We start from the raw sequence: 12,913 nt of genomic DNA, 5'->3' as shown, positions 1-12,913 counted from the left end.
CAGGCTTTACTTCATATCTACCGAACTGTACTTCGCATTTACAACAATATTTTTTCCACTACTTAGGTTTCCTGTTGAAAATGTAGACACATTGTTTTGAGATGTTTTTTTGGGGTGACTAAAACGGGAATGATTACCCACATACTGCAAGCTATATTCCACCTTCGGTAAAATAATGGTGGCATCACTATTTTGAAGCATCACATTCAAATTTGAAAAGGTATCGTCTATTTTTGAAATTTTCAAATCACCAATAGATCCATTAATAATGGCACTTCCCTGTAAATTATCGATAACTACATTTGATGAATTCGAATTAATAACCAACTGTTTTGCATTATTAATCGTTGCTTTTTTAACATAATTCAAGGTTAAGTCGCCAACATTCCACGTGGTAACTACAACAGGTGAATAAGAGGCATTAATGGAAGTCTGGCTTCCATTAATGCTATTTGCTTTAAACTTGGTGTATTCTAAATTCGCCTTTAAATTATCAATTGCTGAAGCAAATTCAATTTCTCCGTGTCTGATATTCACTTTTAATTTGGCCTTTTTAGGCAACTTAATTTTAATGGTCTTTTTAACACCTGACATATTTTTATCTGTAACCATTTTTTCAATTACCACACGTCTTTCGTCTGCCAATCGCTCACGCTCCTCCATATATTTTTCACGTTCTTCCATGTGTTTTTCACGTTGCTTTAAACGCTCTTCCAAAGCACGCTCACGCTCCTCCATTTGTTTAGCATGACGTTTTTCTATTTCAGCCGACATACGTTCTGCATCAGCTTCATGTTTACTGGCATCACGTTCCATTTGCTCTTCAAAACGTTTACCCCATTCTTCCATTTGTTTGGCATATTTCTCTCCCCATTCTTTTTCAAACTTCTTTCCCCAGGCTTCCATTTTCTTTTCATAATCTTTTCCGAAGCTTTTTTCATACTGTTTGGTATACTCTTCCAAATACTTCTCACCGTCTTTCTTATAAGCTTCGTAATCGAAATGTACTTTCCCAACACCTGCAGGTAACACTGGTAATTCAGGCATCTCAGGTAATTCCGGAAGTTCTGGAATCTGAGGAATAACAACGAATTTTGGAATTTCAGGCATATCTGCCAGTTCAAATTTTAATTCTTTAATAACCGTATTAATAGCCTCATCGTCATCACCTGTACTATATTTGTACGCCCATACCTGGGGTGCATTTCCTTTGGTAGAAATTGTTACTTCACTCTTAGTAGCATCGACATCTATATTCCAGGCTTTTAAGGCTTTTTCTAAATCTTCCTTGCTTAATTTTTCACCTTCTACATAAGCTTCTATTTCTACAACATCTTTATTCCAGGTATCAATAACAATGTTACTGTAGCTGGTATTCAAACTAACCGTAACGTCTTTATCTACATTAATTGATTGTGATAATCTGGAAAGCTTTTCTTGGGCAATAACATGACCTGCAATGAAAAAACTTAACAGAAAAAGGGCTTTGTTTATAATTGATTTGTTCATTTTTTGATTTTTAGATGGATTGATTTTTGTTTTCAAATTCATTTGAAAGGTTTAATTCCTGTAATTGTGCTCTTAAGCGATATAACAGATTTAAACGAAATTTTAAATTATCAATTAGCGCATTAACGGTTAACTCACTTGGCCCTGAATTGGTTAATTCTTCAGATAAACGTTGATATTCCTTATCCAGTTCCTCCAATTGTTTTACGTAACCATCGAAAAGTTCTTTGGTTTCTGGTGTAAACTTAATTTTTGCTAACTCTAAATTGATACTCGCTAAATAATAATCCTCAACTTTTTTAAGGCCTGGAGAAACATCTCCCAAAGTTTTAACTTCACTGGTTTTTGTACTCACCATAGTTTCCGGAGTATTTTCAACTTGTATTTCATTAGCATTATAAAACTGAAAAGCCATAAAACTAAACCCTAACAGAACAATAACACTGGCAGCGATACTGAACCAATTGTATTTTGGTTTTGAAACAGGTAGCGCGTCCTCCAGCTTTTCTAAAAAGCGAGCCTCGTGGTTTTTAGGCATAGATTCTTTTACAATCTCTTCTTCTCTAAATAAATCTCTAATATCTCGTGCCATCTTGTTTTAGTGTTAACAGTTCTTGTAATTTTGCTTTTCCTCTGGATAATTGTGTGCGCGATGCAACTTCAGAAATATTTAAAATCTCTGAAATTTCCTGATGATCGTAACCTTCAATTAAATAAAGCATCACGACGTATTGGTATTTATCCGGCAAATTGCTAATTGCTTGTTTTACGTCGCATAATGTAATAGCGTCGTCTACTAACCATTTGTCATCATTTACGGTATCCACCACTTTTAAATGCACTTCTTCTAATTCAACTAATTGTTGCTTTTTGGCTTTTAAAAAATCGATACTTTTATTAACGACAATACGTTTTAACCATGCGCCAAAAGTCACTTCTGCCTTATACTGATGAAGTTTTGAGAATGCCTTTATAAAAGCTTCCTGCACCACATCTTCAGCATCACTGGCATCTTTTAAAAATCGTTTGGCAACAATATACATACCATCGCAGTACTGGTTGTACAACTGCAGTTGTGCTTTTCGATTGTTCTGTTTGCATTGTTCAATGATATCGGCTTGAAACATGCTGGTTTTGACTTTTGGTTTAAGTTAGTTCATTTATAAAGACGACACAAAAGTTAAAGTGTTGCAAAAACGAAAAATATTTTTCTTAAAATAAAACTAAAAGAAAGAAATGTGCGTTTGAATTTTTATTAATTATTACTTTTTAAAGTATATTTGATTTTCAAATACTATATATTTCATGAACACCTTTTTAAAGCGCGTCCTAATTCTCTTTTCTGTTATAGCCCTGGGTTTACTTCTGTATACCGTATTTGTTGAAAATATTTTCGCTAAAAGACTGAGTCCTAAAGATACTGTAGAATTTAAACTTAACGATTTAAAATTAGAAGTGTTTTACAACAGACCCTATAAAAAAGGGCGTGAAATTTTTGGTGCCTTAGTGCCTTACAATCAGGTTTGGCGTACAGGTGCGAACGAAGCAACCACCTTTGAAACCAACACAGCACTACATGTTGATGGTTTTTCATTACCCGCGGGCAAATACACTTTATGGACTGTACCAAAGGACACGATTTGGACTGTTATCTTCAACTCAAAACAATATTCCTGGGGTGTCAATTCTGAAATGAAACCCATGTGGGACCCTAATTACGATGTAGTGAATATCGATGTGCCTGTAAAAAATATTGATTCAGTAGTAGAACAATTCACCATTGCCTTCGATAATTCTACTGATAATCTTTTTTTAACTATGGCCTGGGATGATGTAAAAATTCAGGTGCCTTTAAAAGAATAATCTACCTGAAATTAGTTACCTTTTTGTAACTTATACCTTAATTATTTCAATTTTGGTAAAACATAAAACATCTGCGTTACAGGAAAGTCAAGGGATTTCAAATTCTGAAATCACCAATGCTTCTTCTGTTGCCAAAATTAAAAGTAACCGAAAAGTCATTCCCAATATTGAACATTTAGTTACCGGTATTTTAAATAAAGATACTGCAGCTTTAAGCCGTGGTATCACCCTTATTGAGAGCATCAATCCTGAACATTCTCAAAAAGCTAATAAACTTTTAAAAGCCTGTTTGCCTCACGCTAATAATTCTATAAGAATTGGTATTACAGGAGTTCCTGGCGTTGGTAAAAGTACATTTATTGAAGCCTTTGGCTCATTTCTAACCTCTATTGGCAAACGTGTTGCCGTTCTGGCTATAGACCCAAGCAGCAGCATATCAAAAGGAAGCATTTTAGGCGATAAAACTCGCATGGAAGTTTTGGTAAAAGATAAAAATGCCTTTATACGACCATCGGCTGCCAGTGACACTTTGGGTGGTGTGGCCAGAACAACAAGAGAAAGCATTATTTTATGTGAAGCTGCCGGATTTGATGTTATTTTAATTGAAACCGTGGGTGTGGGACAAAGTGAGACAGCCGTACATAGCATGGTCGATTTCTTTCTATTGTTACAACTTACAGGTGCCGGCGATGAATTGCAAGGCATAAAGCGTGGCATTATTGAAATGGCTGATGCCATCGTGATTAATAAAGCTGATGGAAGTAATCGGAATTTAGCAAAAACCACCGAATCTGACCTTCGTAAAACGCTTCATTTGTACAACGACAAACCTTCGGGGTGGACGCCTAAAGTTAGTAGTTGTAGCTCTATTGAAAATAAAGGCATCATCTATGTCTGGGATATTATTCAGGAATACGTAGAAATTACCACCAAAAATAATTACTTCACCACAAAACGAAACGAGCAAAATACATTCTGGCTTTTAGAGACCATAAAAAATGCTTTAACCCATACGTTTTTTAATAACGAAACCGTAAAAACAGAATTAAACAACCAATTAAAGCTTATAGAGCAAAATAAAACAACGCCGTTTGCCGCTGCTGAATATATCTTGAATATTAAGACTAAAAATTAGTTTTCAGTCTTACCAAAACGCTTCAGTAAATAAAGTGATAATTTATAAAACATAAATCCTGAAATGGCTCCAAAGGTTAATCCGCAAATAAGATCTAACGGATAATGTACGCCCACGTAAATTCTACTATAAGCCACAATAGCACTCCAGAATAAAAGAATAAAAATTAAATTTTTGTAATACGTTCTAAGCATCAACCCTGCAAAAATAGCAGCAGCCATAGAATTTGAAGCATGCCCCGAGAAGAACCCATACTTTCCGCATCGCTCGGCTATAAATCGCATTTGATCCATAACACCATCAGCGCGACAAGGTCTAGGCCTTTCAAACGTACGCTTAAATAAGTTCGTTACCTGATCGGTAAACGTAATCATTAAAGCAATAACCACAACAAAGATTAATAACGAGCGTAAACCAAACTTTTTATACAACAAATACAATAAAATAGCATACAACGGCACAAAGGTTAGTTTTGCCGTAATCGCCAGCCATAATCCATCCCAGGCCGGTGTTCCTAAATTGTTTAAATATAAAAATAGCTCAGTATCTAATTGTATAAGTTTGTCGATCATTAAAGTGTATTTGGGCGTTACCAATGCTTCACATTCGTCAGGCTATTCGCTTAATCTTTACTTAAAAAAGTAAAGGATATCGCTACTATCCTTAACGCAATTATTCTTCGTATTTAGCAATTTCATTATCGTAAAACTCGGTTGCCAGTTTAATAGCGTTCTCTGTTTCAACTTCTAATTCTTTTTGATCTTCTTCATCAAATTCCTCGAACCACTCTACTTCGTCATTCTCAAGATTAATAATAAATCTAGGAAATTCGGTATGAATTACAAAAATAGCATTTGGATATTCTGTATTATCGCCAAGTATAAATTTTGGTAGTGACATGGTGTGTTTTTAGTTATTAGACAAAATTAATCTTTTCGTTAAATAATTGAATCGAATATATAATAAAATAGCTGCAGTTGTTAATCCGGCAAGTAAGCCCAGCCAGATTCCAAAGCTACCATAAGCGTCTTCTTTACCTAAATACCAGCTAATTGGAAAACCGACTAACCAATACGAAATAAAAGTAATAATAGTTGGTATTTTAACATCCTGCAAGCCACGTAATGCACCCAGGAAAATAACCTGAACACTATCGCTAATTTGAAATATCGCAGCTGCAATTAATAATTTTGAAGCTATGGAAACCACTTCGGTATTATCGGCAAGATTTTTTACATCATCAAAATCAACGTATAATTTTGGTAAATGGTTATGCAAAGCAAAAAACATCAACCCAAAACACAGAGCTAAAATACTTCCTAGTAAGAAAATTGAAAAAGCGATACGACGTAAATCGATATACTGTTTTAATCCCTTTTGGTTTCCTACCCTAATCATGGCCGCCACACTTAATCCCGTCGCCACCATAAAGGTCATAGACGACAGGTTTAAAGCCACCTGATTGGCGGCCTGCGGATTTTTTCCTAATAAACCACTCAACCAGATGGCTGCCGTAAATATGGCCACTTCAAAAAACATTTGCATGGCACTGGGTGCACCAAGGTTTAATAGTTTTTTCAGTTCTAGCTTATGTAAAACAAATAATTTAATCTGGGTAACGTAACCTTTAGATTTGTTATTTCGCTTTAACAACACATAGATGTAAGCCACCATGACGAATCTGGAAATTAAGGTTCCATAGGCTGCTCCTACAATGCCTAATTCAGGGAAACCAAATTTTCCAAAAATCAATAGATAATTCAGAAGCACATTCACCAAATTGGCTAAAATGGTCGCGTACATTGGGTAACGCGTCATCGACAAACCATCGCTGAATTGTTTAAATCCTTGAAATATAATTAAAGGAATAAGTGAAAACGCCACCAAATCTAAATACGGAATAGCTAATTCTACAACCTCGACTGGTTGTTTCATAAGATACATTAGTGGCTTAGCTAAAAGGAGAAACAAAAACAATAATACCCCAATAACCGTACATAAAAACAAACCGTGCTTAAAAAACGATTTTCCTTCGTCAAAATTTTTAGCTGCATCGGCTTCGGCTATTAAAGGTGTTATAGCCGTTGAAAAACCAATACCCAAAGACATGGCTATGAACATAAAACTATTACCCAAAGAAACAGCAGCAAGCTCCGCCGTTCCTAACTGCCCAACCATAACGTTATCGATAAAACTTACAAACGTATGCCCTAGCATACCCAACATTACAGGCGCAGCCAACGTCCAGTTATATTTAAACTCTTTAGTGTAGTCATTTAATTGCATGCTGCAAAAATACTCTTTAAGATTAGGATGGACTAACTTTTAAATATGATTTTCACAAAGGTCATTTCTTAACATTTGTTAATAACTTACAGTGATTTTATTTCCATTAAACCTCTGTTATTTCGTAAATTAGCACCTTCCTTAACAGGAACCTCTCACTTAAGAATTTACAGCATATTGAAACATTTAGCTTTTATTTTTATTGGGATTTAAAAAATTTAATACTTCACGTTTCAATATATTAAAGGGAAACTTTCGTTTCCCTTTTTTATTATTTAACACAACCCTTAAAGATTATTTACATTTCTCTTTGCTTCTTCAAATTCTGAAACGATATCGTTTACAATAGTAGCGACAGGTTTTATATCATGAATGAGTCCTGCGATTTGACCAATTTCCAGTTCGCCTTCCTCTAAATCTCCTTCAAACATACCCCGTTTTGCTCTGGCACGACCCAATAAGTTTTTTAAGTCCTCAACCGATGGAGATTGTTTATATAGAGCTTGAATATCATTAAAAAACTTGTTCTTTATTAATCGTACAGGCGCGAGTTCTTTCAAAGTTAGCTGGGTATCGCCTTCTTTAGCATCAACTACCAATTGCTTGAATGCCTGATGTGCAGAGCTTTCTTCGCTGGCTACAAAACGACTTCCTACCTGAACGCCATCTGCTCCCAAAATCATAGTTGCTAACATGGCTTTTCCTGTGGCAATACCACCTGCTGCAATCAATGGAATCGTAATGTGTTCTTTTACCATAGGAATCAACGTAAGTGTTGTAGTTTCATCTCTACCATTATGGCCTCCAGCTTCAAAACCCTCTGCTACAATAGCATCCACTCCAGCGTCTTGCGCTTTTAAAGCGAACTTCACGCTACTTACCACATGCACAACAGTAATGCCTCGTTCCTGTAACCAGGATGTCCATGTTTTTGGATTCCCTGCTGAAGTGAAAACAATTTTCACACCTTCTTCTACAATAATGTTCATGAGCTCTTCTATGTTTGGATACAACATAGGAACATTCACTCCGAATGGTTTATCTGTGGCTTGCTTGCATTTTTGGATATGCTCACGCAAAACATCCGGATACATGGAGCCTGCCCCGATTAAACCTAAAATACCTGAGTTACTGGCTGATGAAGCCAATCGCCAGCCACTATTCCACACCATCCCCGCCTGAATAATGGGATACTTAATCTGAAATAATTCAGTAATTCTATTCGACATTATTGTTTGATTATTTTAAGTGTGATGCTTTTTTCTACTCCTTTTACTTTCATAACATAAAGTCCTTTTGACAATGGAGAGACATCGATTTGATTTTTATTTGAAGATGCCGTTATTTCTAATACCAGCTTACCTAATACATCATAAAACGACACGGCAAAATCATAATTCATAGTGGGCAACTGAAGATAAAGCATATTTCTCACTGGGTTAGGAAAAACCTTTATAGGATTAATATCTTCTTTACGAACCGATAAGACTTTATTCAACGTGGCATACAAATCCGGAATTCCATAACCGTATTGATAATCTGGAGAGTTATACTTCGACCCCGATTCGCGAACCAACTGCATAATTTCGGTATTGGTTTTATCGGGTAACGCCTGCCATAAACACGTTAAACCACCTGCTAAAATGGGCGAACTAAAGGAGGTACCATTTGCACTTGCCAGAACATTATTTTCTGTAATGACAGCACTACCCTGCCCTTGGGCTACAACATCGGGTTTTTGAGTCGGTTGTATAGAACTCCCAACCGAACTAAACGTAGCATAAGTTCCAGCGCTATTTACCGCCCCTACTGTAAAAACACCCGCGGCATCAGCTGGTGCATTCAATCCTGCAAAACCTTCATTTCCTGCCGAATTCACTAACAGCATTCCCTTTTCAAAAGCAATATTAGCACCTTTAGTAATGTAGATTGTTTGTCCGTCGTAATCTGTTGTGGCATAATTGTAATTTGCATTATCATAAAAGGCGCCATAACCTAATGAGGTGTTAATGACATCGACCCCCAAACTATCGGCGCGCTCTGCAGCTTCAACCCAGTAACTTTCTTCAACAGGATTTTCATTAGGTCCATCTTCAGTAATAAACAAATAATAAGACGCATCGGGCGCCGTACCTACATAGCTATTTTCTATGAAGCCAGCCATAGTACTTAATACTAATGTACCATGGTTTTCTGTAGAATTATACACATCATCACTACGATTTACAAAATCGTAAGTTCCCAAAATACCATTCGCATTTCTTAATCGCTGAAAACCGCCAATCGAATTTACACCTGGAAATCCGGCATCCATAACGGCTATGGTCATTCCTGTTCCGGTATAATCTGCCAAATGCAAATCGTCGGTATTAATCATATTGACCTGGTTGGCAGAATTTCCATAAACAAAAGTGGTATTAACCGACTCTAACTTACTCGCCGTTTTTTGTTTTGCCTGTTTGGAAGCATTTAAACTTTTATCGGCAAAATCGATATAATCAACAAAAGCATAATTAGATTTTAAATTCGAAATATCGGTTTGAGTTCCACGAACATGAACAGCATTAAACCACTTAGATTTGGCCATGACCGTAATTCCTGTGGCTGTTTTAAGATTGCTAATATAGGTTTCATTTACCGGCACGTCGCGTTCATCAATAGCTACTCCATGTTTGTTTTTTCTATCGATTGCTTTTTGAGTAAGAATAGAAATTGGATTGTCTAAACTAGCCTGAACATTAGCTTTATCAGTCAAGTAAACCCATGCATCCTGCTGTGCTAATAAAGGAAATGAATAGACGAACAGCAAGAAGAATAGTAGGTAGTTTTTCATTGTAGCAGTAATTTAGTTACTGCAATTTACGAAATTACCCCAGAACCTACTAACTCATCATTTAAATACCAAGCAGCAAATTGACCTTCTGTTATTGCCGACTGAAACTCTTCAAACTCGACATACAAGCCACTATTTACTTTATGCAAAATAGCTTTTTGGAGAGGCTGTCTGTAACGAATTCGTGCCATGACTTCCATGGTTTCATCGGTTTCTAAAGCTAAATCTGTTCGAATCCAGTGAAGTTCTTCATTTGTAATAAATAAGGCTTTTTTAAGTAATCCTGGATGTTCCTTTCCCTGACCAGTATAGATTACATTCTCTTGTACATCGGTATCTATCACAAACAAAGGTTCTACTGTACCACCAACGCCTAAACCTTTACGCTGACCTTTAGTGAAATAATGAGCCCCTTGATGCTTTCCAACTACTTTTCCGTAGTCTATTTTATAATCTATTTTACGAGACAAGTATTCAAGCTTTTCTTCCTCCGATTGGAACTCTGGTGCTTCTCCATTAAAAATAGTTTGCTCTTTTGGCACTTCAACAATAATTCCTTCTTTAGGTTTTAATTGTTGCTGAAGAAAATCTGGCAGCTTCACCTTACCTATAAAACATAATCCTTGAGAATCTTTCTTTTCGGCGGTTACCAAATTTAATTTTGTAGCAATTTCTCTTACCTGAGGTTTAGTTAATTCTCCAATCGGAAATAGCGACTTAGCCAATTGCTCCTGAGATAACTGACATAAGAAATACGACTGATCTTTATTATTGTCTACCCCAGCTAGAAGCTGATAAACTTCCTTCCCGTCCTTTTCAATAGTTCCCTTTCTACAATAATGTCCTGTTGCCACATAATCTGCACCAAGCCCCAAAGCGATATCCATAAAGACATCGAATTTAATTTCACGGTTACACAAGACATCCGGATTTGGCGTACGGCCTTTTTCATACTCCTGAAACATATAATCGACAATACGTTCTTTGTACTGCTCGCTTAAATCGACCGTTTGAAAAGGAATACCTAATTTCTCTGCCACCAACATGGCGTCGTTACTATCGTCTAACCAAGGACATTCATTTGAAATCGTTACAGAATCGTCGTGCCAGTTCTTCATAAACAAGCCAATAACTTCATAGCCCTGTTCCTGTAACAAATACGCAGCAACACTTGAATCCACACCACCTGAAAGTCCTATGATAACTCGTTTCATCAATCCTAAAATTTCTTTTTATAAATTACACTTAGTACGTATAGTACGATTTCATTTTCTAGAAATGAGGGCACAAAGATACGTATTATTATCAATTTTACGGACACATAAAAAGACATAAGTCTGAATAGAAAATATAATTTTGTTTAATATTTTTAAAAAAAAGTTAAACTAGATTAATATTTTTTGTTTAATCTTTTATTATATTTGTTAAACAAATTAAAATCCTGACGAAAATGAAAAATTTAAAATTCTTAAAAGTACTTATGTTATTAATGACTGTGGTTGTCTTTTCATCGTGTAGTGATGACGATGATGACAAAATACAAGAGCCATTAAACATTGTTGAAATTGCTCAAGCCTCTCCAGAATTAAGTCTTCTGGTAGAAGCTGTTGTAAAAGCCGATTTAGTAGATGCACTCTCTGCAGCTGGCGACAAAACAGTTCTGGCTCCTACCAACACCGCATTCTCTGCGTTTTTATCAGCCAAAGGCTTTGCTTCTTTAGATACAGTACCTACAGCCGCTCTGACACAAATTTTACTAAATCACGTTATTGGCGGTTCTAATATTATGTCATCTGACCTAATTGGAAATATGGGCTACACCAATACTTTGGCCGACGGTCCAAACAGTACAAAATTGAGTCTATATTACAACGGAACTTCAGGAGTGATGTTTAACGGAAGCTCATCGGTTACTATTCCAGATATTGAAGCATCTAATGGAATTATACACGTTGTAGATGCTGTTATTGATTTACCAACCATAGCTACGTTTGCAACTTCTAATACGGCATTATCGACTCTTGTTGATGTTTTGGCTTACGCCGATACAGGAGACCCAACGGTTCCTTACATTGATACGGTTTCAGATGCAACTGCCGGACCATTTACCGTTTTTGCGCCTACCAACGATGCCTTTGTATCCTTATTAACAGAATTAAATGCAACCGCTTTAACTGATATTTCAACCAGTACAGTAGACGCTGTATTACTGCACCATATTGTAAATGCAAATGTACAATCGTCGCAATTGGCTAGTGGAGCTGTTTCAACACTTGGAGGCGATATTACAGCCGATGCTTCAGCTTTTACATTAACCGATGCTAACGGTCGTGTTAGTAATATTGTAACTAGTCTAGTTGATATTCAAGCTACAAACGGTGTTGTTCATGTTATTGATAAAGTAATTTTACCCGCTTTAAACTAAGCAAATTGATTGATAGATGATGATAATCTTAGTATTATCTAAAAAAACCTCCTTAGCTAACTAAGGAGGTTTTTAATTTTAATCGAAATTTTTCTGTTCTTTTAAAGCGCCGTTTTCATAATACTTCCAAACTCCAGATTTTTGTCCGTTTTTAAACTGCCCTTCTACTTCCGGTGTACCATCTAAAAAATAAACCAAATAAGCCCCGTGCATTTCACCATTAAGATAATTAGCCCGATTAATTAATTTATTATTTTCTGAATACGATAAAGACTCTCCATCAAGTTTACCAGCTTTATACATTTGCTTTTCAGCCATAATTCCGTTATTATAATACACAATACGTTCACCGTCTAACTCGCCTTTTGTATTGTAATGCTCCAGAATTAAAAGCTTATCGTTATTTTTTTGATAATATTTCCATTCGCCTATGTACAGTTTACCATCCATTTTGCCTTCACTAATCACTTTACCTGTAGAGGCATAAAAAATAACTTCGGCTATATTATTCTGTGGGTTGAATTGTTTGGTAGCGGTTAAAACAGCTTTATTTCTAATATTTTTATAAAATTTAAAAAGCCCTGTTTCCTTTCCGTGGGTAAACTCACCTTCGTAACGCAAAATATCGGTTCCATCAAAATTTTTCTTCCAGATACCATCGCGTTTACCGTTAGCATCTAATTGATTTATGCTTTGCGCAGAAACGACAGACGACAGGAGAAGACCTAAACCAAAGTGTAATAATTTCATAGTTGTAATTTTTATTATAATAGATTTTGGGGTTATTGAAATAACTACAAAACAACGAAAGTATTGTTTTTATACCTATTATAAAACAAAAAAGCTGCCATAAAATTATGAC

The 12,913-nt window shown here is 35.9% G+C and carries 13 protein-coding genes; 3 read left to right on the top strand and 10 right to left on the bottom strand.

What is annotated here, in order from left to right:
- Positions 1-6: 6 nt before the first annotated feature.
- From NO995_RS15925 to NO995_RS15915, 3 genes are read right to left on the bottom strand one after another with little or no spacing between them, the layout of a single operon-like run.
- A complete protein-coding gene (locus tag NO995_RS15925; protein WP_258228360.1) occupies positions 7-1,509 on the bottom strand; it encodes a CCDC174 family protein in 1,503 nt (500 codons plus the stop codon).
- A gap of 10 nt (positions 1,510-1,519) precedes the next feature.
- Positions 1,520-2,101 (bottom strand): hypothetical protein, encoded by a 582-nt coding sequence (locus NO995_RS15920; protein WP_258228359.1) that lies wholly within the window; start codon positions 2,099-2,101, stop codon positions 1,520-1,522.
- Positions 2,085-2,636: an RNA polymerase sigma factor gene (locus NO995_RS15915; RefSeq protein ID WP_258228358.1), complete on the bottom strand. Its 552-nt coding sequence runs from the start codon at positions 2,634-2,636 to the stop codon at positions 2,085-2,087. The genes NO995_RS15920 and NO995_RS15915 overlap by 17 nt, the downstream gene beginning before the upstream one ends.
- Positions 2,637-2,814: 178 nt before the next feature.
- Here NO995_RS15915 and NO995_RS15910 point away from each other — a divergent pair, with 178 nt between their 5' ends.
- Both NO995_RS15910 and meaB read left to right on the top strand, forming a co-directional pair.
- Entirely contained in the window at positions 2,815-3,372 is a 558-nt protein-coding gene (locus tag NO995_RS15910) for a DUF2911 domain-containing protein (RefSeq protein ID WP_240573323.1), read from the top strand.
- Between the two features lie 52 nt (positions 3,373-3,424).
- The gene (gene meaB / locus NO995_RS15905; protein ID WP_258228357.1) at positions 3,425-4,507 is read left to right on the top strand and encodes a methylmalonyl Co-A mutase-associated GTPase MeaB; all 1,083 of its coding nucleotides are present in this window, start codon (positions 3,425-3,427) and stop codon (positions 4,505-4,507) included.
- Here the strand turns inward: meaB and NO995_RS15900 are convergent.
- The 6 genes from NO995_RS15900 to mnmA all read right to left on the bottom strand — a co-directional run bounded on the left by NO995_RS15900 (position 4,504) and on the right by mnmA (position 10,840).
- Positions 4,504-5,079, bottom strand: a complete 576-nt coding sequence (locus NO995_RS15900) for a phosphatase PAP2 family protein (protein ID WP_240573325.1) — start codon at positions 5,077-5,079, stop codon at positions 4,504-4,506. The two genes, meaB and NO995_RS15900, sit on opposite strands and share 4 nt — an antisense overlap.
- A gap of 100 nt (positions 5,080-5,179) precedes the next feature.
- Positions 5,180-5,407 (bottom strand): hypothetical protein, encoded by a 228-nt coding sequence (locus NO995_RS15895; RefSeq protein ID WP_240573326.1) that lies wholly within the window; start codon positions 5,405-5,407, stop codon positions 5,180-5,182.
- A gap of 9 nt (positions 5,408-5,416) precedes the next feature.
- Complete coding sequence (locus NO995_RS15890; protein WP_258228356.1) at positions 5,417-6,793, bottom strand: MATE family efflux transporter; 1,377 nt, start codon at positions 6,791-6,793, stop codon at positions 5,417-5,419.
- 287 nt (positions 6,794-7,080) lie between these two features.
- Positions 7,081-8,022: a nitronate monooxygenase family protein gene (locus NO995_RS15885; RefSeq protein WP_258228355.1), complete on the bottom strand. Its 942-nt coding sequence runs from the start codon at positions 8,020-8,022 to the stop codon at positions 7,081-7,083.
- Positions 8,022-9,626 carry a S8 family serine peptidase gene (locus NO995_RS15880; RefSeq protein WP_258228354.1) on the bottom strand — a complete coding sequence of 535 codons (1,605 nt, stop codon included), beginning with the start codon at positions 9,624-9,626 and terminating at the stop codon, positions 8,022-8,024. The genes NO995_RS15885 and NO995_RS15880 overlap by 1 nt, the downstream gene beginning before the upstream one ends.
- 26 nt (positions 9,627-9,652) lie before the next feature.
- Complete coding sequence (gene mnmA / locus NO995_RS15875; protein ID WP_258228353.1) at positions 9,653-10,840, bottom strand: tRNA 2-thiouridine(34) synthase MnmA; 1,188 nt, start codon at positions 10,838-10,840, stop codon at positions 9,653-9,655.
- Positions 10,841-11,076: 236 nt separating this feature from the next.
- Between mnmA and NO995_RS15870 the strand changes: the two genes are divergently transcribed.
- A complete protein-coding gene (locus tag NO995_RS15870; RefSeq protein WP_258228352.1) occupies positions 11,077-12,051 on the top strand; it encodes a fasciclin domain-containing protein in 975 nt (324 codons plus the stop codon).
- 78 nt (positions 12,052-12,129) lie between these two features.
- On the opposite strand, the gene NO995_RS15865 is transcribed toward NO995_RS15870, so the two are convergent.
- On the bottom strand, positions 12,130-12,801 hold the full coding sequence (locus NO995_RS15865) for a toxin-antitoxin system YwqK family antitoxin (protein ID WP_258228351.1): 672 nt from the start codon (positions 12,799-12,801) through the stop codon (positions 12,130-12,132).
- Between the last annotated feature and the right edge of the window lie 112 nt (positions 12,802-12,913).

The organism is Aestuariibaculum sp. M13, from assembly GCF_024723255.1.
GTDB classification, from domain to species: domain Bacteria; phylum Bacteroidota; class Bacteroidia; order Flavobacteriales; family Flavobacteriaceae; genus Aestuariibaculum; species Aestuariibaculum lutulentum.
Note: the sequence above shows the minus strand (reverse complement) of the source record. Positions and strands in the feature narration are given on the sequence as shown.